The sequence below is a fragment of the Streptomyces cyanogenus genome (assembly GCF_017526105.1).
GTDB classification, from domain to species: Bacteria; Actinomycetota; Actinomycetes; order Streptomycetales; family Streptomycetaceae; genus Streptomyces; species Streptomyces cyanogenus.
The window spans coordinates 3,131,032-3,156,978 of record NZ_CP071839.1 but is presented as its reverse complement, the minus strand read 5'-3'; the positions used below and the strand labels follow the sequence as shown (position 1 = coordinate 3,156,978).

The window sequence follows — 25,947 nt, the reverse complement described above, 5'->3', positions numbered from 1 at the left end:
ACCCTTCCCTCATGACCACGCTCTCGCCGTACGACTCGATGTCCCCGGTCACCCAGGCCGCCTACCGGGCCAAGGCCGCCGCCGCCGACCTCGCGCCGCTCCCGCGCGCCGTGAAGGACGACGCGCTGCTCGCCATCGCCGACGCCCTGGAGGTCCGGACCGCCGAGATCGTCGAGGCCAACGCCAAGGACGTGGCCAAGGCCCGGGAGAACGGCACCAGCGAGGCCATCGTCGACCGGCTCACCCTCACCCCCGAGCGGGTCCGCGCCATCGCCTCCGACGTCCGCGACGTCGCGAAGCTGCCCGACCCGGTCGGCGAGGTCGTCCGCGGCTCGACCCTCCCCAACGGCATCGACCTGCGCCAGGTCCGCGTCCCGCTCGGCGTCGTCGGCATCATCTACGAGGCCCGCCCGAACGTCACCGTCGACGCCGCCGCCCTCTGCCTGAAGTCCGGCAACGCCGTCCTGCTGCGCGGCTCGGGCTCCGCCTACGAGTCCAACACCGCCCTCGTCCGGGTGATCCGCGACGCCGTCGGCGGCGCCGGCCTGCCCGCCGACGCCGTCCAGCTGGTGCCGGGCGAGAGCCGCGACTCCGTCCGCGAGCTGATGCGCGCCCGCGGCCTGGTCGACGTCCTCATCCCGCGCGGCGGCGCCTCCCTGATCCAGACCGTGGTCAACGAGTCCACGGTCCCCGTGATCGAGACCGGCACCGGCAACTGCCACGTCTACGTCGACGCCCAGGCCGACATCGACACGGCCATCGAGATTCTGATCAACTCCAAGGCCCAGCGGGTCAGCGTCTGCAACGCCGCCGAGACCCTCCTCGTCCACCAGGACATCGCCCCCGAGTTCCTGCCGCGCGCCCTGGACGCCCTCGCCGAGGCCGGCGTCACCGTCCACGCCGACGAGCGGGTCATGGCGTACGCCAAGGACTCCAAGGCCACCGTGGTCGAGGCGACCGCCGAGGACTGGGAGACGGAGTACCTGTCCTACGACATCGCCGCCGCGGTGGTGGACTCGCTGGACAAGGCCGTCGAGCACATCCGGCTGTGGACCTCCGGCCACACCGAGGCCATCGTCACCACCTCCCAGCAGGCCGCCCGCCGCTTCACCCAGCTGGTCGACTCCACCACCGTCGCCGTGAACGCCTCCACCCGCTTCACCGACGGCGGACAGTTCGGCTTCGGTGCCGAGATCGGCATCTCCACCCAGAAGCTGCACGCCCGCGGCCCGATGGGCCTGCCGGAGCTGACCAGCACGAAGTACATCGTCACCGGCGACGGGCACGTACGCCGCTGAGGTTCCCCCGTCCGGCCGCAGGTCCCGCCGCCGCGGACCGCGGCCGGAATGCGTCTCACCAGGCAGACGAATTTCCATACCGTCTGCCCAAATTGAACCCCCAGGTCTACTCTGGATCCGTGCCGGAGGACATGGGGGGCACGCCGTTCCCTGACGGCTGGGAGCCCGACGACGACCACGACCGCGGAGTGTCGGACGAAGAGTTCGCCTCCGTGGTCTTCGACGAGGCCTTCGTACGGGCGGCCATGATCCACGAGCCGACGGCGGTGGAACGCCTTCTCGCCGCCGCCCAGGCCAGAGCCGAGGCCTCCGAGGCGGAGGCCCGCCGCGCCCACGCCCGAGGCGAGCGCTACGACGACGGCTACGGCCCCGACGGCTCCGGATTCGGCCAAGATCGTGACGATGACGAGCTGGACGACGCCTACGTCCTCGACGACCACCACGGCGCCTTCGGCCCCTACGGCAAGCAGGTCCGCTGGCACCGGCCCGTGGCCTGGGTCCTCGCCGTGGTGATGGGCATCGGCATGGTCGCCCTGGCCTTCGCCGCCGTCTACCGGGGAGGCTCCTCCGGTACCCGCGACCGGGTACCCGCCCCCGCCTCGACCGGCCTCGAACAGGGCGGCACCGCCGCTCCCCAGGCCCCCGCCGATCCCTCCCGGCCCGCCGTCTCGGCCATCCCGCCCGCTCCCTGAAAGAGCCCCGCCCGAACTTGGTGAGAACCTGTCAGAAGTTGTCGTGCAGGGGGGCGTTTACCCGAGCCCCACGAGACCTACCCTGAAAGTATGGGCGGGCCTGGAGACCCACCGGAGGGGACACCCGAGGGCGGCCCCGGCGGTGCGGAGGACGAATACCGATCCGTCGTCTTCGACGAGTCGTTCGTCCGCGCTGCCCGCCTCCAGGAATTCTCCGCCAAGGAGCGGATGGCCGACCACGCGCCCGCCGTCCGCCGCCGCCCGCCCCTGCCCCGCGGACTCACCCGGCAGGCCCTGATCCTCGTCGTGCTGATAGCCGTCGCCTTCGGCACCGCGATCTACATGGGCGTCCGCCACCCCTACAGCTCCCCGCAGACCCGTCGGCCCCCGGAGCTCCTGCGGACGACGGTCATCCCGCTCGCCCCGCAGGGCAAGGTGCCCGGCGCCGCCGATGCCGAGAGACTGTACGCGCGCAGTCCCGCCGCCCCGTTCGAGGCCGGCGCCGAGGGCATCCCCCTGCCGGCCTCGCGCAGCACCGCCCACTTCTCCGACAGCCAGGTGGTGACCGCCCTCACCACCGTCAAGGACTACATCGTCCGCTCCTCGCTCTACCCCGAGGTGCTCACCGGCCGCGAGGTTCGGCCCGCCCGCGCCCTGGTCGACTCCGAGCAGCTCGACCAGTTCGACCAGAGCTTCGACCACCCGGCGGCGGACGGCCGGCACGTGCCCACGGGCTGGGTGGTCCGCATCGACCCCGCCCGGGCCCAGCTGGCCGACAACAGGATCCGCGTCTCCGGCAGCCTGCAGGCCACCGAGGCGGACTCGACGACGCTGGAGGTCACCGCCGACCACACCTTCGTCTACGCCCTGCGCCCCACCGGCGCCGCCTCCGAGTCCCCCGCCTCCCTCTTCACGGTCCGCCGCGCGCTCACCTTCCACTTCGACCGTGACGACCTGCGCACCCACCAGGTCCAGCTGATCACCTCCTACGTCCAGGCAGGCCCCCTCGCCTGCGCCGAGGACTCCTCCGCCTACCTCCGCCCCCTCCTGGCCGGCCAGACCGCCAAATCAGGCGGCCCCGCGGGCACCAACCCCTACGAGACGGACAGCGCCCCGGCCCTGTGCGGCACCCTGGCCGGCGGGGCGCAGCCGAAGATCTGAACGGCACCGGGGCGTCGATCGGTGCCGGACGCTGCGGTGAGGGCGCCGGTACCAGGGGCAGCGTGGGGTGGTGCCCGGAGGGGGCCCGTGGGGGTGGCGGCGGGGGCGCTGGGCGGGGGGCGTGCGGGGTAGCGGGGTGGTCCCAGGAGGGAGCCCCGGCGCGGGGCCTGAGCGCTGGGCGGTGTCGGGCAGCGAGCCGTGGGCGGGGCGGGACCCCGTGGTGCTCAGTCGCGAGCCCGTCGGCGCGAACCCGGGCCCGAGTCCGTCGGCCCGATCCGGAGTCCGTCGTCCCGAGCCTGAGCCCGTCGGCGCGAGCCGGAGTTTGCCGACGCGAGCCCGAATCCGTCGGCGTGAGCCGGTCAGGTCGGGGCCCGTCGGGTCCGGGCTCGGTGCTGCTCCCCGTCTACTCCTCGTCCCCGCCCGGCGTGTCTCCCTTGGCCGGCGGCGGGCTCCGGAAGCCGTCGAAGCCTCGGCGGACCCGGCCGCCCAGGCCGCCCGCGCCGCCCGCGAGGTCCGTGACCAGCTTCATCAGCGGGTCCTTGGAGTCCTTCACATCGCTGGCGTAGCTGGCCGCCGACTCGCGGAAGGAGTCGCTGACGGAGGCGTCCTTGTCCTCGTTGCGTCGCGGGTAGTGGCCGTCCATGAGCCGCTGGTAGTCCCGGGACTCGGACCACTTCTTCAGCTCGGCGGCCCGCACGGTGGTGAACGGGTGCGAGCGCGGCAGCACGTTCAGGATCTTCAGCACGGAGTCGCGCAGATCGCCCCCGGCTTCGTACTCCTCGGCCTGCTCCAGGAACGCGTCCACGTTCATCTCGTGCAGATGGTTGCCGCCCGCGATCTTCATCAGGCCCCGCATCGAGGCCCGGACGTCCTGGCCGACCAGCAGGCCCGCCCGGTCGGCGGACAGCTCCGACTTGCGGAACCACTCCCGCAGCGCCGTGATGATCGCCATGACCGCGAGGTTGCCCAGCGGGATCCAGGCGACCTTCAGCGCGAGGTTCGTCAGGAACAGCAGGATGGTGCGGTAGACCGCGTGCCCGGAGAGCGCGTGCCCCACCTCGTGCCCGACGACCGCCCGCATCTCCTCCTCGTCGAGCAGCTCCACCAGCCCCGTGCTGACCACGATGATCGGCTCGTCCAGACCGATGCACATCGCGTTCGGCCGGGGATCCTGCGTGACGTACATCGGCGGGACCTTCTCCAGGTCCAGGATGTAACAGGCGTCCAGCAGCATGTCGTGCAGGTGGGAGAACTGCCGCTCGGAGACCCGCACCGAGTCCGACAGGAACAGCAGCCGCAGACTGCGCTCCGGCAGGAGCCCGCTGAGCGCCTTGAAGACCGTGTCGAACCCGCTCAGCTTGCGCAGCGCGACCAGTGCCGAGCGGTCGGCCGGATGCTCGTACGCGCGCGTGGAGATCCCGGGGAAGCGCCTGCGCTGCCTGCTCGGCACCCGCTCGTGCCCCGTGTGCTGCCGGCCGTCGTCGGACATGTCTTCCCCCATGTGCGTGTGAGTGCCCACTGTGCCCCCGAGGAGAGGCCCAGCCTAGGCGGAGATACCGTGGACCGGCAGTACACCCGAAGGAGACCACGCCATGGAGCACCATCCCGCAGCCGCATGGTTGACCGAGGCCGCCGCGAGCGCCGTCCAGCAGCACGGGACGGGAAACCTGCTCCGCGTCGTGCTGATCGTGATGGTCCTCGGCTGTGTACTGACCGCGTGGTTCCTGCTGCGCGGCTACAAGCGGAAAGACGACTGACGAGCGGGGAAGGTTCCCCGCCGCCGCGCGGCCGACGATCTCCGCCGCGGCCGTGCCGCCGGCACCCTCCGGCCCCAACGGCGGAGTCGGGGTGATCGCCGCGGGGCCGCCCGCTTACGATGAGCCGACATCTTTATCCCGCCCACACGCGATAGGTCCTGCCGAAGATGAGCTTCCACAGCGCCGCAGCCCAGTTGGTCACCCTTGCCGCCGAGGGCGAGGAGCACGGCGGAAACCACAACAGCCTGAACCCGGCCGTCACCGGCGGCAGCGCCCTGATCATCCTGCTCCTGCTGCTGTGGATCACCACGCGCTTCAACCGCGACCGCTGAGCGGGGACCCCGTCCCCGGCCGGACGTCCGAGACCGGGCCGGTAGGGTCTGCACGCATGGGAGAGCAGGACATGCCTACCGGTCCGGCGCACGAGGCAGCCGACGACACGGTGAAGCACCCGCAGTACGGACCGGGCAACGGCCCCGTCCACACGGGCAAGCGGCGCCTGGGCGTCATGGGCGGAACGTTCGACCCGATCCACCACGGGCACCTCGTGGCGGCCAGCGAGGTCGCCGCGCAGTTCCAGCTGGACGAGGTGGTGTTCGTCCCCACCGGCCAGCCCTGGCAGAAGTCCCACCGCAAGGTCTCCCCGGCCGAGGACCGCTACCTGATGACGGTCATCGCGACCGCCGAGAACCCGCAGTTCTCCGTCAGCCGTATCGACATCGACCGCGGCGGCCCGACCTACACCGTCGACACCCTGCGTGACCTGCGTGCCCTGAACCCGGACACCGACCTCTTCTTCATCACCGGCGCCGACGCCCTGGCCCAGCTGCTGACCTGGCGCGACTCGGAGGAACTGTTCTCCCTCGCGCACTTCATCGGCGTCACCCGCCCCGGCCACCACCTGACCGACCCGGGTCTGCCGGAAGGCGGCGTCTCGCTCGTGGAGGTGCCGGCGCTCGCCATCTCCTCCACGGACTGCCGCGCGAGAGTCGCCAAGGGGGACCCCATCTGGTACATGGTGCCCGACGGAGTCGTGCGCTACATCGACAAGCGCGAGCTGTACCGCGGCGAGTGAGCCGAGAGGGGCACCGGTGAACGACCGATACGACGCGGGGGACGCAGGCTACGGCGCCGGCCCGTACGAAGTCGTCGGCTACGACGAGTACGGCCAGCCGGTGTACCGGCAGATCCCGGCACAGCAGGCCCCCCAGGCCCAGCAGGCCACCTACGACCCGTACACCCAGCAGCAGGGCTACGGCTACGACGCCTACGCCACCGGCCGGCAGCAAGCAGCGCCCTCCTACGACACCGGCCGGCAGCAGCCCGCCTACGACCCCTACGGCTCGCAGGCCCCGTACGACCCGTATGCCACCGGCACCCAGGACGTCACGGGCTACGACCCCTACGGGCAGACGGCGAGCAGTGGACAGCAGCCCCGGATCGCCGAGCAGACCGCCTACATCCCGCAGCAGGCCGGCCCAGCGGAGGACATGCGCGTCCCGGACGACACCCGGATCCCGCAGGACACCCGGACCCCGGCGGACACCGAGCCCCCGGCGGGGGAACGGGACTACCGCACCGAGCAGTTCGCCTTCGTCGAGGACCCCGACGGCGACTCCGAGGACGTCATCGACTGGCTGAAGTTCACCGAGAACCGCACCGAGCGCCGCGAGGAGGCCCGGCGCCGCGCGCGCAGCCGGATCACCGCCCTCCTCGTCGTCCTCGCCCTCGTCGCGGTCGGCGGTGTCGGCTACCTCTGGTTCGCCGGAAAACTGCCCGGCCTGTCCTCCTCGGACGGCAAGGCCGGCAGCGCCACACCCGTCGCCGCCCAGAAACGCGACGTGCTCGTCGTCCACCTGCACAACACCGCCAAGGGCGGCACCTCCACAGCGCTGCTGGTCGACAACACCACCACCAAGCAGGGCACCACCGTCCTGCTGCCCAACTCCCTCGCGCTGACCGACGACGACGGCTCCACCACGACCCTCGCCAAGTCCGTGGACGACGACGGAGCCTCCGGCACCCGCGACCAGCTCGACACGGTCCTCGGCACCAGCATCCAGGGCACCTGGCGCCTGGACACGCCCTACCTGCAGAACCTCGTCGAACTCGTCGGCAACATCGAGATCGACACCACCGCGGACGTGCCCGACCCGGACGCCAAGAAGAAGGGCGCCTCGCCGCTCGTCCACAAGGGCCGGAACCAGACCCTCAGCGGCAAGATGGCCGTCGCCTACGCCACCTACCGCGCCGCCGGCGAGTCCCAGAACGCCCAGCTGGAACGGTTCGGGCAGGTCATGCAGGGTGTGCTGCGCAAGATGTCCTCCGACCCGTCGTCCGCCACGACCACCGTGCAGACCCTGGCGCAGATCCTCGACCCGCCGCTCACCGACAAGGACCTCGGCGCCTTCCTCGCCAAGCTCGCCGACCTGGCCAAGAGCGGCGACTACAAGACCGCCCTGCTGCCCGTGCAGACCGACGGCACCCTCAGCGCGCAGACCAGCGGCAGTGTGGTGAAGGACATCCTCGGCGGCACCGCCAAGAGCCCCGCCGCCGGCTCCGCGGTCCGGGTCTCCGTGCAGAACGCCACCGGGGTGAAGGACGACACCGAGAAGGCCCGCGTCGTGCTCCTCAACGGCGGCTTCACCTTCCTGGAGGGCGGCAGCGCCTCCGGCACCGAGGCCACCTCGAAGGTGCTCTACGCGGACAGCGCCGACAAGGCGAACGCCACCGAGGTCGCCAAGACCCTCGGCCTGCCCGCCGGCTCGGTCACCAAGGGCAACGTGTCCTCCGGCGCCGATGTCTCGGTGATCCTCGGCGGCGACTACAAGCCCTCCTCCTCCTGACCCCGAGCCGCCTCCGCCGGGAGCGCGGCCGGGGGGCACCCCACGTGCCTGCCGTAATCACGTGGGGTGCGCCGGGCGGTCCGTGAGACCCTTGATGTCAAAAGCCCGCCGACGGAAAGCCATGTAGTGACCGCCACCGACCGTTCTCTTGAGCTCATCAACACCGCCGCGCAGGCAGCGGCCGACAAGCTCGCCCACGACGTCATCGCCTACGACGTGAGCGACGTGCTGTCGATCACGGACGCCTTCCTGCTGGCCTCCGCGCCGAACGACCGCCAGGTCAAGGCCATCGTCGACGAGATCGAGGAGCGCCTGCAGAAGGAACTCGGCGCCAAGCCGGTCCGCCGCGAGGGCGACCGCGAATCCCGCTGGATCCTGCTCGACTACGTCGACATCGTCGTCCACGTCCAGCACAGCGAGGAGCGGGTCTTCTACGCGCTGGAGCGGCTGTGGAAGGACTGCCCCGAGCTCGAACTTCCCGCCGACGCCAAGGCCACCCGCGGCAAGGCCGAGGAGCACGCCAGGGCGCAGGCCGCCGAGGCCGACCGGGAGCCGGGCGGGGAGTGGCGGTGATGAACGCCACCGGCGAGGTGACCGACCGCAAGGGCCGGGGCCGCCGCATCATCCTGTGGCGGCACGGCCAGACCGCCTGGAACGTGGAGCGCCGTTTCCAGGGCACCACGGACGTCGAGCTCACCGATACGGGCCTCGGTCAGGCCCGTCGTGCCGCGCGGCTGCTCGCCTCGCTGCGGCCCGACGCGATCATCTCCTCGGACCTGCAGCGGGCCGCGCACACGGCTGCCGAGCTGGCCTCGCTCACCGGGCTCGACGTCACCCGCGACGAGGGCCTGCGGGAGACCTACGCGGGCGTCTGGCAGGGCCTGACGCACGAGGAGATCATCGCCCGCTTCGGCGAGGAGTACGCCGCCTGGAAGCGCGGCGAGGCGGTCCGCCGCGGCGGCGGCGAACTGGAGACCGAGGTCGCCGACCGCGCCGCCCCCGTCGTGCTGCGGCACGTCGAGAAGCTGCCCGAGGACGGCACCCTCGTCGTCGTCAGTCATGGCGGCACCATCCGCACCACCATCGGCCGCCTCCTCGGCCTGGAGGCCCGGCACTGGGAGAGCCTCGGCGGCCTCTCCAACTGCTGCTGGTCCGTACTCGGCGAGGGCGCCCGCGGCTGGCGCCTGCTGGAACACAACGCGGGCACTCTCCCGGAGCCCGTCCTCGGCGACGACGACTGACCGTCCCGCGGTCTCACGACCCCGGATTTCACTTTCTGGCAGGTCACAGGCTAAAGTTCTTCTTGTTCGCCCGCCGAGCGGGAAGAACGCAAGGGGCTATAGCTCAGTTGGTAGAGCGCCTGCATGGCATGCAGGAGGTCAGGAGTTCAATTCTCCTTAGCTCCACTGATCGACACTCTGTTGAGTTGTCAAAGATCGGTGATGAGGATCCCGTCCCCGCAGGGGCGGGATTTTCTGTGTTCAGCTGCGGATGGTCTCCTCGGCTCCCTCCTCCTCGTGCGCCGGCGGCCACGGCCGCTCCCTGCGCTCCCGCAGCAGCGCGATCTTCGCCCGCGCGTCCTCGTCCTCCGGGCTGTAGACCACGATCCGGCACTCGGGCATCCCGTCGATGGACAGGGACTGCGAGGTCATCCGCATCTCGCCCACCGCCGCGTGCCGGAACGTCTTCACCCGCGGTCCCGGAGGCGCCACCTCACCGCTCGCCCACAGCTCCGCGAACCAGGGGCTCGCCGCCGACAGCCCGCGTATGTACTCCTCCCAGGCCGGCTCGCCCACGTGTCTGCCGTAGGACGACCGCAGGGTCGCCACCATCAGCGGCAGCTCCGTCTCCCGGCGCACCAGCGGGCAGGCCCCGTCCGGCAGCGTGAAGAGCGTCCACAGCACGTTCGGCAGGCCGATCCTGAGGGTCTCCGGCACCAGGAACAGGTCCCGGTAGGCCGGGTTGGTGGCCAGGACGTCGTAGCGCGAGTTGTAGACCACCGCCAGCATCGGGTCGAGGGCGTCGATGATGCCCTGCACCTCCGGGCTGACCTGGCGGGTCAGACCCGCGGGATCCGGCTGGAACGGCACCTCCGCCAGCCGGTACAGATGCTCCCGCTCGGGCGGGTCCAGCCGCAGCGTGCGCGCGACCGCGTCCAGCACCTGCGGCGAGGCGTTGATCGGCCGGCCCTGCTCCAGCCACGTGTACCAGGTGACGCCCACGCCCGAGAGCTGGGCCACCTCCTCCCGGCGCAGCCCGGGCGTGCGCCGCCGCAGGCCCGGCGGCATGCCCACATCCGCCGGTGTGACCCGCGCCCGCCTCGTGCGCAGAAAGGCGGCCAGCTCCGGCCTGCGTCGCTGTGTCCTCGTCCCCATTCGTCACGCCCCCGTCGTCCCCGTACTCATCGTCGGCATCCGGACCGGCCCGTACCAGGTGCTGGCAGTACCAGCATCGGCGGGCACTCGGCACCGGTACCGGCCCGCCGTCACGCTCGACGCCATGACGACGACCTCCCGGACCGGTCCGGGCACCGAGCCCGTTCCGAACCCTGCGACCAGTGAACCATCCACCACTGACAGTGACGCCCCGATCGCCCGTCGAGCCGGTTCACCCGTCACGGACAGTGAAGCACCCGCCACTGACAAACGGCCCCGGCTGCTGCTCGCTGTGCTGCTCGCCGCCCTGTTCATGGCGGCGCTCGACGTCTTCATCGTGAACGTCGCGGCACCCACGATCGGTTCCGACCTGCACGCCTCGGGCGCCGACCTGCAACTGGTGATCGCCGGCTACGCCATCACCTACTCCGTGCTGCTGATCACCGGTGCCCGGCTCGGCGACCGGCTGGGCCACGGCCGCGTCCACCTGGCCGGACTGGCCCTGTTCACCGCGGCCTCGCTCGCCTGCGGGCTGGCGCAGGGCTCGACCGAGCTGATCGTGTTCCGGCTGGTGCAGGGCGCGGGCTCGGCGCTGATGATCCCGCAGGTGCTCAGCCTCATCCAGCGCACCTTCACCGGAGAGGCCCGGGCGCGGGCGCTCGGCGCCTACTCGGCGGTCCTGGCGATCGGCGCGGCGGCCGGGCAGGTCGTCGGCGGGGTGCTGGTCAGCGCCGACCTGTTCGGCACCGGCTGGCGGCCGGTGTTCCTGGTCAACGTACCGGTCGGCGCCGTCCTGCTCGTCCTGGGCCGGCGGGCCCTGCCGCTGGGCGACGCGGGCGGGCGGGAGCGGTCCCGGGCGCTCGACCTGCCCGGACTGGTGTTGCTGGGCGCCGCCGTGTCGCTGCTGACCGTGCCGCTGGTGCTCGGCCAGGAGGAGGACTGGCCGCTGTGGTCCTGGCTGTCGCTGGTCGCGGCCGCGGTGCTGTTCGTCCTGTTCTGCGGCTACGAGTCCCGGCTGGCCCGGCGCGGCGGCGCCCCGCTCATCACGCCCCGCGTGCTGCGGCACCCAGGCATCGGCCGGGCCGTCTTCCGGATCCTCGCCGTGATGTCGGTCAACGCCGGCTTCCTGTTCACGCTCACGCTGCACGTCCAGGGCGGACTCGGCTACAGCGCCCTGCGGGCCGGGCTGAGCTTCGCGCCGACCGCGGCCGTCTTCGGTGTCGTCAGCCTCACCTGGCGCAGGTGGCCGGCTGTCTGGCAGCGGATGCTCGCACCGGCCGGGTTCGCGCTCACCGCGGTGTCCGTCGCCGTCGTCGGGCTGGCCTTCCACGGCGGCGGCGACGGGGGAGCGGCTCTGTACGCGGGGTACGCGGGCACGGGTGCCGGGCTGGCGCTCGCCTTCAGCCCGACGCTCACCGGCGCGCTGGCGACCGTGCGGCCCGAGGACGCGGCGGACGCGAGCGGCCTGCTGGCGACGGTCGCGCAACTCGGTCAGCTGATCGGTGTGGCGTCCTTCGGCACACTGTTCCTGAACCGGCTTGAGTCGTTCGGCGTCCTGCACCCGTATACGTCCGCGGAGGCGTTCTCGGTAAGCGCCTGGGCGCTGGTCGGGACGGCTGCATTGGGAGCCTTGTCCGGACTGGTACTGAGGCGTCGCTGACCGTATCGGCCCGGCCGTGGCAGAATCAAACGGCCGGAAGGGGGCGCGGCCCGACGGGAGGGAGTAGCGATGCCTGCGAGCATCCTTGAGGAGGTCGGCCACCTCCTCGGTGCGGCGTTGATACGGGACACGACCACCCGACTGAGCTGCCCTTCCTGCGGTTCCGCGCACGTGGCGCAAGTCCTCGGCGACAACGGCGGAATCTCCTACGTGTGCACGGCCTGCGGCCACAGCTGGAGCTGATCGATGGGTGCACACAGGCGAAAGTGCGACTGGTGCGGGAGCGGTACACCGATCGTCCGTGACATGGAGCCGATCAATCCCGATTACCAGTACTGGTGCGAGGAGTGCGCGCGGGCGCTGATCATAAAAGGCGACCCGATCGAGACGTACCGGGAGCTGGAGGGCGAGCCGATCTACGGCCGCCTCCTGGAGGAGCACTGCACGCTCAAGAGGTTCTACCAGTTCGTCACGGCCTGAGGCGGACCTCGCCGTCGGTCCTCGGCAACGATGTCCGGGCCAGCGCGAGGAAGAGCGCGCCGGCCCCTCCGTAGAGGGCCGAGAGCGCCGACTCCGCGCCGGTCAGGTGCAGTTCGGGCCGATCGGGGCCGTGCGGCACCCACCACGGGGCGTACGAGCAGAAGACCAGCAGGCCGCCCAGGGCCGCCGCCCGGTGCCCGCGCGTCCACAGCAGCAGCACCACCGGCACGCACCACACCCAGTGGTGGGTCCACGAGACGGGGCTGATCAGCAGGGCGGTGACCGCACAGGCACACACCGCCCAGGCCCTCCGCCCCCGCAACTCCGCCCGCACGGCCACGGCGAGCCCCAGGACGGCCACCACGGCCGCGGAGACCGTCCAGAGCGCTCCCGGGTCGGGCGTGTGCAGAAAGCGGGCCACAACGCCCCGCAGGGCCTGGTTGGCGGTCTCCTCGGCGTACCCGGCCCGGTCCGCGCGGAACACCATGTCCGTCCAGAACCGCCACGAGTCGTCCGGCAGCACGACCGCCGCCAGCAGCGTCGCCCCGGTGAACGCGACGGCCGCCCCGCGCGCGTGGCGCAGCCACCGCTCCCCGTGTCCGCCCTTCAGGCGGGCCGTGAGGCCCGTGGCGAGCAGGAACACGGGGAACAGCGCGGGCGTCAGCTTGACCGCAGCGGCCAGCCCGAGGCCGGCCCCCGTCCAGCGGTCGTACCCGCCCGGGGGGCGGCGGGTCAGGTCCCACAGCACCAGGACGGCCAGCAGCAGGTTGATCTGGCCGTAGCGCAGGGTCGTCCACACCGGCTCGCACCACACGGCCGCCGCCGCGACCCACCAGACGGTCTCCACGCGCGCGCGGCCGACGAGCTTCAGCGACAGCCGTACGAACACCACCAGCAGCGCCAGGTTCCCGGCCGTCGCCAGCGCGCGCAGGAGCGCGGTGCCCAGCAGGGGGAGCGGGGTGAACAGCAGGGCCGCGAACGGCGGGTAGGTGGGCGGCAGGTGCGCGGCCGTGGCGCGCAGCGCGTACAGGTCGCCGCCGGCGCGCACGGCGGCTCCCTCCGCCCGGTAGACCATCAGGTCGACCATCGACACGTGCGCGGCCCGCTGAGCGGCCCAGAACGCCGTGAACGACAGCAGGCACACTCCCAGGGCGACCGGCATCCGGCGGCGGACGGCGGGCAACGCGATCACGGGCACGAAAGCCGACATTAGCGCCCTAACAGGGGCAGGGTGGAAATCGATTTGGTGCTGCACCCGGGGCCCTGTAATGTTTATGTCGTCGCCGGGGGAACCCGGGGGAGACAACAAGGGGCTATAGCTCAGTTGGTAGAGCGCCTGCATGGCATGCAGGAGGTCAGGAGTTCAATTCTCCTTAGCTCCACAGAGATCGAAGGCGGACCATTCCACGGATGGTCCGCCTTCGGCGTGTTGCGGACCACAGGACACGTGGAACGCACGACACGCGCGCGTGAGCAGAACGGCGGGTCACCCGAACCGGGTGACCCGCCGTTCCCGTGCGCTCAGCGACCCAGGGCCCGCCGGCCGCGCCCCTGGGAGAGGACCGGCAGATTGCGCGACGGTGCCTGCCCGCGCGTGTCCTCCTCGAGGCGCAGCGCGAGCGCCGGGCAGCGGCGCACCGCGCGCAGCGCCTTCGCCTCCGCGTACCGCGGCACCTGCGCCTGGGCCACGGTCGGGAAGCCGTCGGCGCCGAGCTCGAACACCTCCGGCAGGATGTCCGCGCACAGCCCGTGGCCCCGGCACAGCGTCCAGTCCACGTAGATCTTCTGACGGCTGGCGCCGCTCTCCTCGGGCTCTCCGCCGCCCGGGACGCCCGTGGGGGCCCTGCCCCCCTCGAAGAGCGGCAGAACGCCCTCCACGGGCCGTCCGCAGCCGTTTCCGAGGACGTGCGCGGCCAGGTCGTCGGTGAACGCCTTGATGGTCGACTCCAGGAACATCGCCGAGCCGTCCGGGTGCGAACACGCCCCGCGCCGCTTCACGTTCTTGGCGACCTGCTTCAGCGCCTCCAGGGCGGCCGGTCCGCCGCCGTTGAGGATGTCCTCCATGCCACGCGCGGCGGCGGGCAGACCGAGGTAGCAGGGCCCGCACTGGCCGGCGCTCTCCTCGGCGAGCCACTGCGCGACCCGCAGCGACTCGCCCAGCGGGCACGTGTCCTGGCTGATCGGCAGGATCGCGCCCGCGCCCAGCGAACCGCCCACGGCGTCCAGCGAGTTGCGGGAGACGATCGCCTCGTTGACGGTCGCCGCGTCGATCCACTTGCCGTGGTAGCCGCCGGTCAGCACGCCCTGCGGCACCGGCGGGGCGCCCGCCAGCTGCAGCACGTAGCGCAGCGGCACGCCGGTGGGGACCTCGATCACCATCGGGCGGGCGACCGCGCCGGACACGGTGAGCATGACGGTGCCCGGTTCGTCGTACAGGCCGGTGTTGCCGTAGCGCTCCGGGCCGATGCGGGCGGCGATGGCCAGCTGCGCGAACGTCTCCGCGTTCGACAGCAGTGTGGGCGCCCCGCCGACGCCGCTCTGCGAGGCGCTGATCTTGCGGCCGGGCGGGATCGCCGGGCCGCCGTCGACCGAGCGGATCAGCGAGGCGGCGGCGCCGGTGACCATGCGCACCGGATTGCGCTGCACCCACGCGCGCAGCGCCGATCTACGGCTGTTGCTCAGACCTCGCTCGGCGAGAGCGGCCTCCATGGAACGCTGGGTGGACTCCCGGGTGACGCCGATGACGAGAGTGCGCGCGCCGAGCGCCTCGGCACACAGCAGCGCGCCGTCCAGGATGAGGTGCGGGGCACGGTTGATCAGCACCGTGTCCTTGCGGCAGGCGGGTTCGTCCTCGCTGCCGTTGACCACGACGACCGGCCGCACCCCGCGCTTGATCGCCGACTCGGCGACCGAGCGCAGCTTCTTGTGGAAGGGGAAGCCGGCGCCGCCGCGGCCCTTGAGGTTGATGCTTTCGGCGAGCTGGGCGAGCTGCTCGCCGCCCAGCGGGTCGAGCGGCCCGTGCACCTTCAGGTGCATGGGCAGGTCGAGCCGCTCCACAAGGTCGAAGCCCGACGTGAGCTGGGGAAGTCCGACCACGCGGACTTCTGGGACGTCGGGCAGGGCCTCGTTCACTTAAAGCCTCCGGAAGGCGTGTTCCAAGGTTCGCCCGAACCCGGCGCCTCGTAGGAGGAACCGGGCAGCGTTTCGGTGGCGGGACCGCTGTTGAACGTGTCACTCGGGTTGTACGTGCCGTAGAGGCCGTTTGTCTCACCGGTGTCGTACACGTCACTTCCGCCGTATCCGGCGGCGCCCGGATTGCCGTAGGCCGGGATGGTGTATCCGGTGTCCTGGAGCGGGTCGTACGCCGACGGCGGAGCCTCGCCGACCGGCGGCGGGGACGGGATCGGCCAGCTGCCCGAGGTGCTGGAGGCGCCGTCCACGCGCGGGATGGCCTCAGTGGCCCGGAGATCCATCGGGAGGTCCATGCGGGCGGTCTGGTCGGCCGCGAAGGGCTGCTGCGGGCGGCCCGGCGTGGAGACCGCGCGGTAGGCCGCCGCGAAGCCGGCGGCGGGCTCGGCGGCCGGGGTGCCCGGGTTCTGGTACAGCGGGGCGCCGCGCGTGTCCGCCGCGGCCTGCCTGGGCTCGCGCCGGCTCTCGAAGCCGGGCAGCGCCGACTCGGCCACCCGCGAGCGGCTCGCGTCCAGGTCGTCCAGCCCGGGCCGCTCCGAGCTGCCGAACAGGGCCACCAGGCGGTCGGCGACCTTGCGTTTGACCTGGCGGGGCGCGGCGCGCAGCGCGAGGGCGCCCATCACACCGAGCAGGGACAGGCTGTAGAGGATCACGAAGATCGGCTTGGCCGATCGACCCGCGTAGAGCCCGTGGATCAGCGCCGCGCACCAGGCCGGGTAGGCCAGCATGTGCATGGCCCGCCAGCGGGCGGCGACCGGGGCCGGGGTGGCGAAGTTGCTGCGCAGGGCGCCGGTGATGCCGACGAAGATCATCAGCAGGCCCGCGAGCGAGCCCAGCCCGATCAGGCCGCCGATGCCGGAGACGCCGAGCGAGAAGGGGATGATCGCGGCGATCAGCTCCGTGTGGCCGAGCGCGATCTTGGTGGTGATGTGCAGCAAGAGGAACGCGATCGAGCCGACCGCGGTCGTCCGGTGCACCGCCTGGCCGATGATCCGCTGCCGCGTGTTCAGGAAGATCCGGTCCTGCGCGAACAGGCCCCAGATCACCGAGCAGCTGAGCGAGACGAGCGACAGCACGCCCGCGCCGAAGTTCAGGAATTCGCGGAACTGGCTGCCTCCGACCAGCACGACCACGGGTATGAGCAGCAGGATGACAGCGGACGCCACCCCATAGGCCGAGCGGCCGGGTTTGGGGAGCGAGCTGGTACTACGACGAGGGTTCATGGGGGCAACTCCGAGCAGTTTCGGGAAAGCGGTCCCGCTGCCGCACTCTAAGTGGAGCCATACCGATCAGTACGGGGTTTGAGTTATTGCGTTGTTATCAACGGACCATGCGACGGGGGCGGTGTCCCATAGGGGACGGTACGCGAAGTAGTTGCTGACCTTTGTTCAGTTCCGGGCGGGCTTCGTGACATGTCCATCAGGGATACGGAAGCGCGTCGCCGCTTGCTCAAGGCCTGCGGTACCCTAGCGCCATGCGTGCCGTACGCCTTCTGCTTAGCGGGCCGCGCTGATCAGTACCGACCCCGGTCCAGCCGTGAGGTCGGCATCGGCGCGGCGTCCCCTCCTGTGTGAGGGGTTTTTTCGTTTCTTTGAATGTCGCAGCCGCAGGCAGAGACGATCGATGGAGCTTTGAGGATCATGAGCGAGACGAACCCCGCTGCCACCGCCGCCACGTCGGCGGAGGCCGCGCCGCACCGCTACACGGCCGCCATGGCAGCCGAGATCGAGGCACGCTGGCAGGACTTCTGGGACGCCGACGGCACCTACGCGGCGCCGAACCCCAAGGGCGACCTGGCGGGCGACCCCGAGCTGGTCGCCAGGCCCAAGAAGTTCATCATGGACATGTTCCCGTACCCCTCGGGTGCGGGCCTGCACGTGGGCCACCCGCTCGGCTACATCGCCACCGACGTCTACGCCCGGTTCCAGCGCATGACCGGCCACAACGTCCTGCACACCCTGGGCTTCGACGCCTTCGGCCTGCCCGCCGAGCAGTACGCCGTGCAGACCGGCACGCACCCGCGCGTGTCCACCGAGGCCAACATCGAGAACATGAAGGCCCAGCTGCGCCGGCTGGGCCTGGGCCACGACAAGCGCCGGTCGTTCGCCACGATCGACCCGGAGTACTACAAGTGGACCCAGTGGATCTTCCTGCAGATCTTCAACTCCTGGTACGACGACGAGGCGCGCAAGGCCCGCCCGATCTCCGAGCTGATCGCCCAGTTCGAGTCCGGTGAGCGCGCGATTCCGGGCTCCACGCGCGCGTGGAACGAGCTGACCGCCGCCGAGCGCGCCGAGGTCCTGGGCGAGTACCGCCTGGCCTACGCCTCCGACGCGCCCGTCAACTGGTGTCCGGGCCTGGGCACCGTGCTGGCCAACGAGGAGGTCACCGCCGACGGCCGTTCCGAGCGCGGGAACTTCCCGGTCTTCAAGGCCAAGCTGCGCCAGTGGAACATGCGCATCACCGCCTACGCCGACCGGCTGCTGGAGGACCTGGAGGAGCTGGACTGGCCCGAGGCCATCAAGCTGCAGCAGCGCAACTGGATCGGCCGCAGCGAGGGCGCCCGCGTCGACTTCCCGATCGACGGCGAGCGCATCACGGTCTTCACCACCCGCCCCGACACCCTGTTCGGCGCGACCTACATGGTGCTGGCGCCCGAGCACCCGCTGGTCGACAAGTTCACCCCCGAGGCGTGGCCCGAGGGCACGCACCAGGTGTGGACCGGCGGCCACGCCACCCCCGCCGAGGCCGTCGCGGCCTACCGCGCGCAGGCCGCCTCGAAGTCCGACGTCGAGCGGCAGGCCGAGGCCAAGGACAAGACGGGCGTCTTCACCGGCGCCTTCGCGACCAACCCGGTCAACGGCGAGCAGATCCCGGTCTTCATCGCCGACTACGTCCTGATGGGCTACGGCACCGGCGCGATCATGGCCGTCCCGGGTCACGACTCCCGCGACTTCGCCTTCGCGCGCGCCTTCGAGCTGCCGATCCGCTGCGTGGTCGAGCCGACCGACGGCCGCGGCACCGACCCCTCCACCTGGGACGACGCCTTCGTCTCCTACGACGCGAAGATCGTCAACTCCGACAGCGACGACGTGCAGCTGAACGGCCTGGGCGTGGTCGACGCCAAGGCGCGCATCACCGAGTGGCTGGAGCGCAAGGGCATCGGCGAGGGCACCGTCAACTTCCGGCTGCGTGACTGGCTGTTCAGCCGCCAGCGCTACTGGGGCGAGCCCTTCCCGATCGTCTACGACGAGGACGGCGTCGCCCACGCGCTGCCCGAGTCGATGCTGCCGCTGGAGCTGCCCGAGGTCGAGGACTACAGCCCGCGCACCTTCGACCCGGACGACGCCGACACCCAGCCCGAGACGCCGCTGTCGCGCAACGAGGAATGGGTCAACGTCACCCTGGACCTGGGCGACGGCCCGAAGAAGTACCGCCGCGAGACCAACACCATGCCCAACTGGGCCGGTTCCTGCTGGTACGAGTTCCGGTACCTGGACCCGCACAACGACCGGAAGCTGGTCGACCCGGAGATCGAGCAGTACTGGATGGGCCCGCGCGAGGGCCGGCCGCACGGCGGTGTCGACCTGTACGTCGGCGGCGCCGAGCACGCCGTGCTGCACCTGCTGTACGCGCGCTTCTGGTCCAAGGTCCTGTACGACCTGGGGCACGTCTCCTCCGCGGAGCCGTTCCACAAGCTGTTCAACCAGGGCATGATCCAGGCCTACGTCTACCGTGACAGCCGTGGCATCGCGGTGCCGGCCGCCGAGGTGGAGGAGCGCGACGGCGCCTACTACTACCAGGGCGAGCAGGTCTCCCGGCTGCTGGGCAAGATGGGCAAGTCCCTGAAGAACGCGGTCACCCCCGACGAGATCGCCGCCGAGTACGGCGCCGACACCCTGCGCCTGTACGAAATGGCCATGGGTCCGCTGGACGTCTCCCGCCCGTGGGACACGCGCGCGGTGGTCGGCCAGTTCCGGCTGCTGCAGCGGCTGTGGCGCAACATCGTCGACGAGGCCACCGGCGAGGTCACCGTCACCGACGCCGAGCCCGACGAGGAGACCCTGCGCGCCCTGCACAAGGCCATCGACGGCGTGCGCCAGGACCTGGAGGGCCTGCGCTTCAACACCGCCATCGCCAAGGTCACCGAGCTGAACAACCACCTGACCAAGGCCGGCCGTGCGGTGCCGCGCTCCGTGGCCGAGCCGCTGGTGCTGATGGTCGCCCCGCTGGCCCCGCACATCGCCGAGGAACTGTGGCGCAAGCTGGGCCACACCGACTCGGTCGTCCACCGGGACTTCCCGGTCGCCGACCCGGCCTACGTCGTGGACGAGACCGTGACCTGCGTCGTGCAGATCAAGGGCAAGGTCAAGGCCCGGCTGGAGGTGCCGCCGGCCATCTCCGAGGAGGAGCTGGAGAAGGTGGCGCTGGCCGACGAGAAGGTCGTCGCGGCGCTGGGCGGCGCGGGCATCCGCAAGGTGATCGTGCGGGCACCGAAGCTGGTCAACATCGTTCCCGCATAAGAACCGGGTGCTTTCCGCCGGCTCGGGGTAGTCCCCTACGGGCAGGTTCGGGGTTCTTCCGGAACCTCGGGCCTGCCCGCAGCGTTTACCGTGGAGAGCACAGCAGCTCGTGCCGTACCGGCCGGAGGAGGAGCGTCATGGACGTGGTGTTGGCTGTGTTCGCCCTGCTCTTCCTGCTCTTCGTCGGCCTCGGCGCGTACGCCACGATCAAGGCCGTCGGCGCCGCCAAGCGCGGCGTGGACCGCACCATCGCGCAGGCCCGCCGCACGGTCGAGGACCACACCCTGCGCGCCAGGTCCTTCGCCCGGACGGGACCCGCCGGCGAGATCGCCCAGCTGCGGCTCGCGCTGCGCGCCTCCATGCGCGCCACGCAGGACGCGCTGCACGCGGGGGCGGCCGTGGACGAGTCGCTGAAGGAATCCCTCGGCCTCTTCGAGCGGCTCAGCGCGCACGGACACGAGCTGGACGCCGACCTCAAGCGCCTGGAGTCCGAGCCGGACCGGGCCACGCTCGCCGAACACCTGCCCGAACTGCGCAGCCGCACCGAGCGGATCACCTCGTCCGCGGACTCCCTGCGCTGGGCCGCCCACGACCGGGCCCACCGCTTCGCCGACGACGATCTGGGCACCCTCAGCGCCCAGATCGACATGGAGGCGGGCGCCCTGCGCCACTGGACGCGGGCCGAGCCCGGCCAGGCGTCCCCGCAGTGGACCGACGCGCCCGCCCCCGCCGCGGCCGACCGCCCGGCCACCGGGCAGACCCGGCCCAAGGCCTCCGGCTCCCGGGCGACGCAGTCCGCTCCCGACGCGATCGCCCCGCCGTCATGGCGCCCCACTTCCCCCTGGCAGAAGAAGCCCCGGCCCGAGAGCACCACATGAGCGGGTCGCTCCACGACCACAGCCCAGGGGCCGGGCTGCCGTGTGAGCACTACGCCAGGTAACCTCCAGGTCATGTCCCGCCATGTCGCGATCGTCACCGATTCAACGGCCTACCTGCCGCCCCGGACGATGGAACGCCATGGCATCACCGCGGTCCCGTTGACCGTGGTCCTCGGCGACCGCGCCCTCGAAGAGGGCACCGAGATCTCCACCCGCTCCCTGGCCCAGGCGCTGCAGAAGCGGCGCTCGGTGACCACCTCGCGCCCCAGCCCGCAGGTGTTCGCGGAGACCTACCGCAGGGTCGCCGAGTCCGGCGCGAGCGGCATCGTCTCCCTGCACCTGTCCGCCGAGCTGTCCGGCACCTATGACGCGGCGGTCCTCGCGGCGCGCGAGGCACCGGTGCCCGTGCGCGTCGTGGACACCGGCATGATCGCGATGGCGCTCGGTTTCTGCGCGCTCACCGCGGCCGAGACCGCGGAGGCGGGCGGCACGATGGACGAGGCCGTCACAGCCGCCGAGAAACGGGCCGCCGGTACGTCCGCCTACTTCTACGTCGACACCCTCGACTACCTGCGCCGCGGGGGCCGCATCGGTGCCGCGCAGGCGCTGCTGGGTTCCGCGCTGGCCGTCAAGCCGCTGCTCCAGCTGGACGGCGGCCGGATCGAGCTGCTCGAAAAGGTGCGTACGGCGTCCAAGGCGATCGCGCGCCTGGAGGAACTGGCCGCCGAGCGGGCGGGCAGCGGCGAGGTCGACATCGCCGTCCACCACCTCGCCGCCCCCGACCGCGCCGCAGCACTCGCCGACCGGCTGCGGGTACGCGTCCCGGGCCTGGCCGACCTGCACGTCAGCGAGGTCGGAGCGGTGATCGGGGCACACACCGGACCCGGGCTGCTGGGCGCGGTCGTCTCACCTCGCTGACACCGGCAATCCCCAGACCGCCCACCCCACTTGGCCCCGAACGACCACCGGTCTCACTCGTCCGGGTGGCGGAGTTGTCCACAACCGGCCGGTCGTCCACGGAAATCCACCAAGATCATCGCCGTGCGTGGAAATGTTCCATCCTCGTCGCATGGCACTTCGATCTCGCCCCCGCACAGCGACTCCGACCAGCGGCCCCGGCCGTGGCGCTGCCTCCGACGGCCGCCTCCGCCACCGCCGCGCAACCACCCACCCTCGCCGCGCCCGCCACCGCCCGCCCGCACCGGCGGACGAACTGCGCCGCCGCGCCGAACTCCTCTTCGGCGAACGAGCCGTGCAGTGGCGGGAGTCAGGGAACGCACCACCGGACCCGCAGGAACCGGCGAGCACACCGACGGCAACGACGACGGGTCCGGCACCGAGCCTCAGCACGAAGAGGCAGGCGACCACGGCCCTGCCGGCGCGGGGTACGACCCCGGGCGGGACAGCGACCGTGAGTGCGCCCGAGCCGGCGACGATCCCGGCGAGGGCAAGGACGACGGCCGCACGGGAGCCGGCCACCGCCCCGGCAGCCGAACCGGCCGGCGCGGTCAGCGCGACGTCCGTGCCGGGCAGCGCCACGGAGCCCGAACCGGCCGATGCGGTGCGGCTGTCGGAGCCGGAGGCCGCGGGCCCGGCCTGGCGGGAGCGCGCCGGACTGGCGCTGCGCGAGCGGATGCCGGTGTGGCTGCAGGCGCGGTACGGAGTGGAACGGCGCGGAGTCGTGGCGCTCGCCGTGGTCCTCGTGGCCGCCGCCGTCTTCGCCGTACAGCACTTCTGGGCGGGCCGGCCCCAGTCGGTGAGCGCCCCTCAGGTGGTGCACGCCCCGGCCCCGTTCACCAGGAAGAACGAGGGGGCGACGGCCGGAGCGGCTGTGAGCACGCCGGCTACACCAGGCGCCGAGATCGTCGTGGACGTCAGCGGCAAGGTCCGCAAACCGGGGATCCGACGGCTGCCGGCCGGTGCCCGGGTGGCCGACGCGCTGCGGGCGGCGGGCGGGGTCCGGCCGGGTGTGGGCACGGAAGGACTCAACCGGGCCCGCTTCCTGGTCGACGGTGAGCAGATCGTCGTCGGCGAGCCCGCCGGGGCCGCCGCTCCGCCCGGCCCCGCAGCCGGACCGCTCTCCGGATCCACCGGCACCGGCCCGGCAGCGCCGGTCTCCCTCAGCACGGCCACCGTGGATCAGCTCGACACCCTGCCGGGAGTGGGCCCGGTCCTGGCGCAGCACATCATCGACTACCGCAGCCGGCACGGCGGTTTCCGCTCGGTGGACGAACTGCGCGAGGTGAACGGCATCGGCGACCGGCGGTTCACCGATCTGCGCGAGCTGGTACGGCCATGAGCCGCGCGCTCGACGAGGCCGACCCGCGGCCCCGAGCAGATCAGGGCGGGACCGCGCACACCGGCCGGGACGGCCCCATGGACCTGCGCCTGGTGCCACCCGCGCTCGCGGCCTGGGCCACAGCGGCCCTGACCCTGGACGCACCGGCGCCCTGGACCGCCGCGACCGCCGTCGTCTGCCTGGTCGGTGGGCTCCTGTTGTTGTCGGTGCGACGGCAGGGCGGGCACGGGCAGGGCGCGCGGGCTGGGCGGCTGGGGCGGTCGGGCCACGGACCGACCGCCCGGCGCGCGAGACGAGGCGGAGGGGCGGAGCGGGACGACTGGGTGCGCGGCCGGTTCCGCTGGGCGCGGCCGGCCGTCGCCGCGGTGCTGCTCTGCGTCGCCGCCGCAGCCGCCTCCGCAGGGCTGCACGGGGCCGACGTACGGCGTGGGCCGGTGCCCGAGCTGGCCCGGCGGTTCGCGACCGTGACCGCCGAGGTCGAGGTGAGCGGCGACCCCTGGCTGAGCAGTCCACAGGTGCGCGGCGATCACGCGGCACCCATGGCGGTGCTGGCCCGGGCCGAGCTGCGGAGTGTCGAGGAGCCCGACGGAAGGCGGGTGCGGACCCGGACACCCGTGCTGGTGATCGTCGATCCGGACGTCCCGGCGCCGGAGAAGGAGGAGACGGGGAGCGGGAGTCCGGGGCGTCCAGCGTCCCTTCCCGGACGGAGCCCGTCGGCCGGGCGAGCCGCCTGGCTCGGGCTGCTGCCGTCCACCCGGCTGCGGGTGGCCGGTCGGCTGGCGCCCGCGCTGACGGGCGGCGACCGGACCGCGGCTGTACTACGGGTACGGGGCCGGCCGGAGCCACGGATCGTGGCGGGACCCAGCGGGCCGCAACGGCTGGCCGGCCGGCTCAGAGCGGGCCTGCGGGAAGCGACCGAAGACCTGCCCGGAGACGCGCGGGCGCTGCTTCCCGGCCTGGTCGTCGGGGACACCTCGCGCATCACGCCCGAGCTGGACCACGCCTTTATGGAGACAGACCTGGCGCACACGCTCGCCGTGTCCGGCAGCAACCTCACCGTTCTGCTCGCGCTGCTCATCGGGCCGCCCGGCCTGGCCCAACGGGTCGAGCGCCGTGGCCTGGCCCCGCGCCTGGGGCTCTCCCTACGGGCGACGGCACTGCTCGCGGGAGCGCTGACGCTCGGCTTCGTGATCGTCTGCCGGCCCGACCCCAGCGTGCTGCGGGCGGCTGCCTGCGGCGCGGTGGCGCTGCTCGCCCTGGCCACCGGGCGCCGTAGATCCCTGATCCCGGCACTGGCCACGACGGTCCTGCTGCTGGTGCTGTACGACCCGTGGCTGGCCCGCAGTTATGGCTTCCTGCTGTCCGTGCTGGCCACCGGCGCGCTGCTGGTGATCGCGCCAGGCTGGAGCGAGGCGTTGCGGCGGCGCCGGGTGCCCCCGCGGCTCGCCGAGGCGCTGGCGGCGGCTGCCGCCGCGCAGGCGGTGTGTGCGCCGGTCGTGGCGGTGCTGTCGGCCCGGGTGAGCCTGGTGGCGGTGCCGTGCAACCTGCTGGCCGAGATGGCGGTGGCACCGGCGACGGTGCTGGGGTTCGCGGCGCTCGCGACGGCGCCGGTGACGATTCCGGCGGCCAAGGCGCTCGCCTGGTGCGCGAGTTGGCCCGCCGGGTGGATTGCCGGTGTGGCCCGGGCCGGGGCGGCGCTGCCCGGTGCGGGAGTGGACTGGCCGGCGAGCTGGCCGGGGGCGCTGGCGCTCGCGGCGGTCACCGTGGCCGTCGTCCTGGCAGGCCGGAGACTGCTGCGGCACCCGGCGTGGTGCGGACTGCTCGGCGTGCTGCTCGTGCTGCTGGTGACACGGCCGGCGCCGCTGACCCGGGTGATCACGGGCTGGCCGCCACCGGGCTGGCGGTTCGCGATGTGCGACGTCGGGCAGGGCGACGCCACCGTGCTGGCGGCGGGCGCGGGCGCAGCTGTCGTCGTGGACGCCGGACCCGATCCGGTGCTGGTCGACCACTGCCTGCGCAGGCTGGGCATCACCCGCGTCCCCCTCCTGGTCCTCACCCACTTCCACGCCGACCACGTGGCGGGCCTGCCCGGCGTCCTGCGGGGCCGCTCGGTGGCCGCGATCGAGACGACGGGTTTCGCGGAACCGGCGGAGCAGGCGGAGTTCGTGCGCAGGGAAGCGGCCGAACGGCACATCCCGATCACGGTGGCCGTCGCGGGCGAGGAACGGCGCACCGGACCCCTCACCTGGCGCGTCCTGTGGCCCCCGCAGCGGAGCACCCAGCCGCGCAGCGTCTCGCCGCAGGGCACACGGCTGCCCTCCGGGACGACGGTGCCCCCGGCTCGGCCTGGCGCCCTGTACGAGCCGGAGGATCCGAACGACGCCAGCGTCGCGCTGCTGGTGCGCACCGGCGGGCTGCGGCTGCTGCTGCTCGGAGACCTCGAACCCCCGGCCCAGCGGGTGCTGTTGCGGTCCCCGGCGGCGGCCGACCTGGCCGGAGTGGACGTCCTGAAGGTGGCCCATCACGGCTCGGCCTATCAGGACCCGGAGCTGATACACCTCGCGGCACCCCGGGTGGCGCTCGTCTCCGCAGGCGCAGGCAACCCCTACGGCCACCCGGCACCGGCGACCATGGCGGCACTGCGGGCCGGAGGCGCCACGGTCCTGAGCACCGACCGCGACGGCGCCCTGGCGGTCACCGGAACGGGAGGGAACGAGGGCCGGATGCGGGTGACGAGAGAGGGCTAGAGGCAGCTGGGGTGACTGGACATGACTGGCCCAGACTGTGCC

The 25,947-nt window shown here is 72.3% G+C and carries 22 protein-coding genes and 2 tRNA genes; 19 read left to right on the top strand and 5 right to left on the bottom strand.

Going from position 1 to position 25,947, the window contains the following annotated elements; genetic code table 11:
* Positions 1 to 11: 11 nt before the first annotated feature.
* The 3 genes from S1361_RS14175 (at position 12) to S1361_RS14165 (ending at position 3,151) form a co-directional block, all read left to right on the top strand.
* Complete coding sequence (locus tag S1361_RS14175) at positions 12 to 1,298, top strand: glutamate-5-semialdehyde dehydrogenase (RefSeq protein ID WP_208032213.1); 1,287 nt, start codon at positions 12 to 14, stop codon at positions 1,296 to 1,298.
* Between the two features lie 119 nt (positions 1,299 to 1,417).
* Positions 1,418 to 1,990, top strand: a complete 573-nt coding sequence (locus S1361_RS14170; protein WP_481906718.1) for an SCO2584 family spore wall biosynthesis protein — start codon at positions 1,418 to 1,420, stop codon at positions 1,988 to 1,990.
* Positions 1,991 to 2,080: 90 nt separating this feature from the next.
* Positions 2,081 to 3,151 (top strand): SCO2583 family membrane protein, encoded by a 1,071-nt coding sequence (locus tag S1361_RS14165; RefSeq protein WP_208032211.1) that lies wholly within the window; start codon positions 2,081 to 2,083, stop codon positions 3,149 to 3,151.
* A 403-nt stretch (positions 3,152 to 3,554) separates the two neighbouring features.
* Here the strand turns inward: S1361_RS14165 and S1361_RS14160 are convergent, their stop codons facing one another.
* Complete coding sequence (locus S1361_RS14160; protein ID WP_208032210.1) at positions 3,555 to 4,640, bottom strand: M48 family metallopeptidase; 1,086 nt, start codon at positions 4,638 to 4,640, stop codon at positions 3,555 to 3,557.
* A 103-nt stretch (positions 4,641 to 4,743) separates the two neighbouring features.
* Here S1361_RS14160 and S1361_RS14155 point away from each other — a divergent pair, with 103 nt between their 5' ends.
* The 7 genes from S1361_RS14155 to S1361_RS14125 all read left to right on the top strand — a co-directional run bounded on the left by S1361_RS14155 (position 4,744) and on the right by S1361_RS14125 (position 9,160).
* Positions 4,744 to 4,908 carry a hypothetical protein gene (locus tag S1361_RS14155; RefSeq protein WP_208032209.1) on the top strand — a complete coding sequence of 55 codons (165 nt, stop codon included), beginning with the start codon at positions 4,744 to 4,746 and terminating at the stop codon, positions 4,906 to 4,908.
* A 167-nt stretch (positions 4,909 to 5,075) separates the two neighbouring features.
* A complete protein-coding gene (locus tag S1361_RS14150) occupies positions 5,076 to 5,240 on the top strand; it encodes a hypothetical protein (RefSeq protein ID WP_097254705.1) in 165 nt (54 codons plus the stop codon).
* Positions 5,241 to 5,296: 56 nt separating this feature from the next.
* Positions 5,297 to 5,983, top strand: a complete 687-nt coding sequence (gene nadD / locus S1361_RS14145) for a nicotinate-nucleotide adenylyltransferase (RefSeq protein ID WP_208032208.1) — start codon at positions 5,297 to 5,299, stop codon at positions 5,981 to 5,983.
* Between the two features lie 16 nt (positions 5,984 to 5,999).
* Entirely contained in the window at positions 6,000 to 7,754 is a 1,755-nt protein-coding gene (locus S1361_RS14140; protein WP_208032207.1) for an LCP family protein, read from the top strand.
* Positions 7,755 to 7,880: 126 nt separating this feature from the next.
* Positions 7,881 to 8,327: a ribosome silencing factor gene (gene rsfS / locus S1361_RS14135; RefSeq protein ID WP_208032206.1), complete on the top strand. Its 447-nt coding sequence runs from the start codon at positions 7,881 to 7,883 to the stop codon at positions 8,325 to 8,327.
* The gene (locus S1361_RS14130; RefSeq protein WP_208032205.1) at positions 8,327 to 8,995 is read left to right on the top strand and encodes a histidine phosphatase family protein; all 669 of its coding nucleotides are present in this window, start codon (positions 8,327 to 8,329) and stop codon (positions 8,993 to 8,995) included. The genes rsfS and S1361_RS14130 overlap by 1 nt, the downstream gene beginning before the upstream one ends.
* Positions 8,996 to 9,087: 92 nt before the next feature.
* Positions 9,088 to 9,160 (top strand) — tRNA-Ala (locus tag S1361_RS14125).
* A gap of 75 nt (positions 9,161 to 9,235) precedes the next feature.
* Here S1361_RS14125 and S1361_RS14120 read toward each other — a convergent pair.
* Positions 9,236 to 10,129 (bottom strand): helix-turn-helix transcriptional regulator, encoded by an 894-nt coding sequence (locus tag S1361_RS14120; protein WP_208032204.1) that lies wholly within the window; start codon positions 10,127 to 10,129, stop codon positions 9,236 to 9,238.
* A 295-nt stretch (positions 10,130 to 10,424) separates the two neighbouring features.
* Between S1361_RS14120 and S1361_RS14115 the strand changes: the two genes are divergently transcribed.
* From S1361_RS14115 to S1361_RS14105, 3 genes are all read left to right on the top strand, one after another.
* On the top strand, positions 10,425 to 11,789 hold the full coding sequence (locus tag S1361_RS14115) for an MFS transporter (RefSeq protein ID WP_279577654.1): 1,365 nt from the start codon (positions 10,425 to 10,427) through the stop codon (positions 11,787 to 11,789).
* 69 nt (positions 11,790 to 11,858) lie between these two features.
* Complete coding sequence (locus tag S1361_RS14110) at positions 11,859 to 12,032, top strand: hypothetical protein (RefSeq protein ID WP_014672673.1); 174 nt, start codon at positions 11,859 to 11,861, stop codon at positions 12,030 to 12,032.
* A gap of 3 nt (positions 12,033 to 12,035) precedes the next feature.
* Positions 12,036 to 12,269, top strand: coding sequence for a hypothetical protein (locus S1361_RS14105; protein ID WP_030653820.1), 234 nt, complete (start codon positions 12,036 to 12,038; stop codon positions 12,267 to 12,269).
* On the opposite strand, the gene S1361_RS14100 is transcribed toward S1361_RS14105, so the two are convergent.
* Positions 12,259 to 13,467 (bottom strand): glycosyltransferase 87 family protein, encoded by a 1,209-nt coding sequence (locus S1361_RS14100; protein ID WP_243769167.1) that lies wholly within the window; start codon positions 13,465 to 13,467, stop codon positions 12,259 to 12,261. The two genes, S1361_RS14105 and S1361_RS14100, sit on opposite strands and share 11 nt — an antisense overlap.
* Before the next feature lie 111 nt (positions 13,468 to 13,578).
* Between S1361_RS14100 and S1361_RS14095 the strand changes: the two genes are divergently transcribed.
* Positions 13,579 to 13,651 (top strand) — tRNA-Ala (locus tag S1361_RS14095).
* Between the two features lie 139 nt (positions 13,652 to 13,790).
* On the opposite strand, the gene S1361_RS14090 is transcribed toward S1361_RS14095, so the two are convergent.
* Complete coding sequence (locus S1361_RS14090) at positions 13,791 to 15,401, bottom strand: NADH-quinone oxidoreductase subunit NuoF family protein (protein WP_208032201.1); 1,611 nt, start codon at positions 15,399 to 15,401, stop codon at positions 13,791 to 13,793.
* Positions 15,398 to 16,681 carry a cytochrome b/b6 domain-containing protein gene (locus S1361_RS14085; protein WP_208032200.1) on the bottom strand — a complete coding sequence of 428 codons (1,284 nt, stop codon included), beginning with the start codon at positions 16,679 to 16,681 and terminating at the stop codon, positions 15,398 to 15,400. Before S1361_RS14085 ends, S1361_RS14090 begins: the two co-directional genes overlap by 4 nt.
* A gap of 417 nt (positions 16,682 to 17,098) precedes the next feature.
* Here S1361_RS14085 and leuS point away from each other — a divergent pair, with 417 nt between their 5' ends.
* The 5 genes from leuS (at position 17,099) to S1361_RS14060 (ending at position 25,905) form a co-directional block, all read left to right on the top strand.
* Positions 17,099 to 19,981 carry a leucine--tRNA ligase gene (gene leuS / locus S1361_RS14080; RefSeq protein WP_208032199.1) on the top strand — a complete coding sequence of 961 codons (2,883 nt, stop codon included), beginning with the start codon at positions 17,099 to 17,101 and terminating at the stop codon, positions 19,979 to 19,981.
* 137 nt (positions 19,982 to 20,118) lie between these two features.
* A complete protein-coding gene (locus tag S1361_RS14075; RefSeq protein WP_208032198.1) occupies positions 20,119 to 20,859 on the top strand; it encodes a hypothetical protein in 741 nt (246 codons plus the stop codon).
* Between the two features lie 72 nt (positions 20,860 to 20,931).
* Entirely contained in the window at positions 20,932 to 21,777 is an 846-nt protein-coding gene (locus S1361_RS14070; RefSeq protein ID WP_208032197.1) for a DegV family protein, read from the top strand.
* A gap of 151 nt (positions 21,778 to 21,928) precedes the next feature.
* On the top strand, positions 21,929 to 23,158 hold the full coding sequence (locus tag S1361_RS14065; protein ID WP_208032196.1) for a ComEA family DNA-binding protein: 1,230 nt from the start codon (positions 21,929 to 21,931) through the stop codon (positions 23,156 to 23,158).
* Positions 23,155 to 25,905, top strand: coding sequence for a ComEC/Rec2 family competence protein (locus S1361_RS14060; RefSeq protein ID WP_208032195.1), 2,751 nt, complete (start codon positions 23,155 to 23,157; stop codon positions 25,903 to 25,905). The genes S1361_RS14065 and S1361_RS14060 overlap by 4 nt, the downstream gene beginning before the upstream one ends.
* The last annotated feature ends 42 nt before the right edge of the window (positions 25,906 to 25,947 follow it).

Coding starts and splice junctions, on each gene's coding strand:
- S1361_RS14175 (WP_208032213.1), top strand. CDS start 12: ATGACCACGCTCTCGCCGTACGACTCGATGTCCCCGGTCACCCAGGCC.
- S1361_RS14165 (WP_208032211.1), top strand. CDS start 2,081: ATGGGCGGGCCTGGAGACCCACCGGAGGGGACACCCGAGGGCGGCCCC.
- S1361_RS14160 (WP_208032210.1), bottom strand. CDS start 4,640: ATGTCCGACGACGGCCGGCAGCACACGGGGCACGAGCGGGTGCCGAGC.
- S1361_RS14155 (WP_208032209.1), top strand. CDS start 4,744: ATGGAGCACCATCCCGCAGCCGCATGGTTGACCGAGGCCGCCGCGAGC.
- S1361_RS14150 (WP_097254705.1), top strand. CDS start 5,076: ATGAGCTTCCACAGCGCCGCAGCCCAGTTGGTCACCCTTGCCGCCGAG.
- nadD (WP_208032208.1), top strand. CDS start 5,297: ATGGGAGAGCAGGACATGCCTACCGGTCCGGCGCACGAGGCAGCCGAC.
- S1361_RS14130 (WP_208032205.1), top strand. CDS start 8,327: ATGAACGCCACCGGCGAGGTGACCGACCGCAAGGGCCGGGGCCGCCGC.
- S1361_RS14120 (WP_208032204.1), bottom strand. CDS start 10,129: ATGGGGACGAGGACACAGCGACGCAGGCCGGAGCTGGCCGCCTTTCTG.
- S1361_RS14110 (WP_014672673.1), top strand. CDS start 11,859: ATGCCTGCGAGCATCCTTGAGGAGGTCGGCCACCTCCTCGGTGCGGCG.
- S1361_RS14105 (WP_030653820.1), top strand. CDS start 12,036: ATGGGTGCACACAGGCGAAAGTGCGACTGGTGCGGGAGCGGTACACCG.
- S1361_RS14085 (WP_208032200.1), bottom strand. CDS start 16,681: ATGAACCCTCGTCGTAGTACCAGCTCGCTCCCCAAACCCGGCCGCTCG.
- leuS (WP_208032199.1), top strand. CDS start 17,099: ATGAGCGAGACGAACCCCGCTGCCACCGCCGCCACGTCGGCGGAGGCC.
- S1361_RS14075 (WP_208032198.1), top strand. CDS start 20,119: ATGGACGTGGTGTTGGCTGTGTTCGCCCTGCTCTTCCTGCTCTTCGTC.
- S1361_RS14070 (WP_208032197.1), top strand. CDS start 20,932: ATGTCCCGCCATGTCGCGATCGTCACCGATTCAACGGCCTACCTGCCG.
- S1361_RS14065 (WP_208032196.1), top strand. CDS start 21,929: ATGGCACTTCGATCTCGCCCCCGCACAGCGACTCCGACCAGCGGCCCC.
- S1361_RS14060 (WP_208032195.1), top strand. CDS start 23,155: ATGAGCCGCGCGCTCGACGAGGCCGACCCGCGGCCCCGAGCAGATCAG.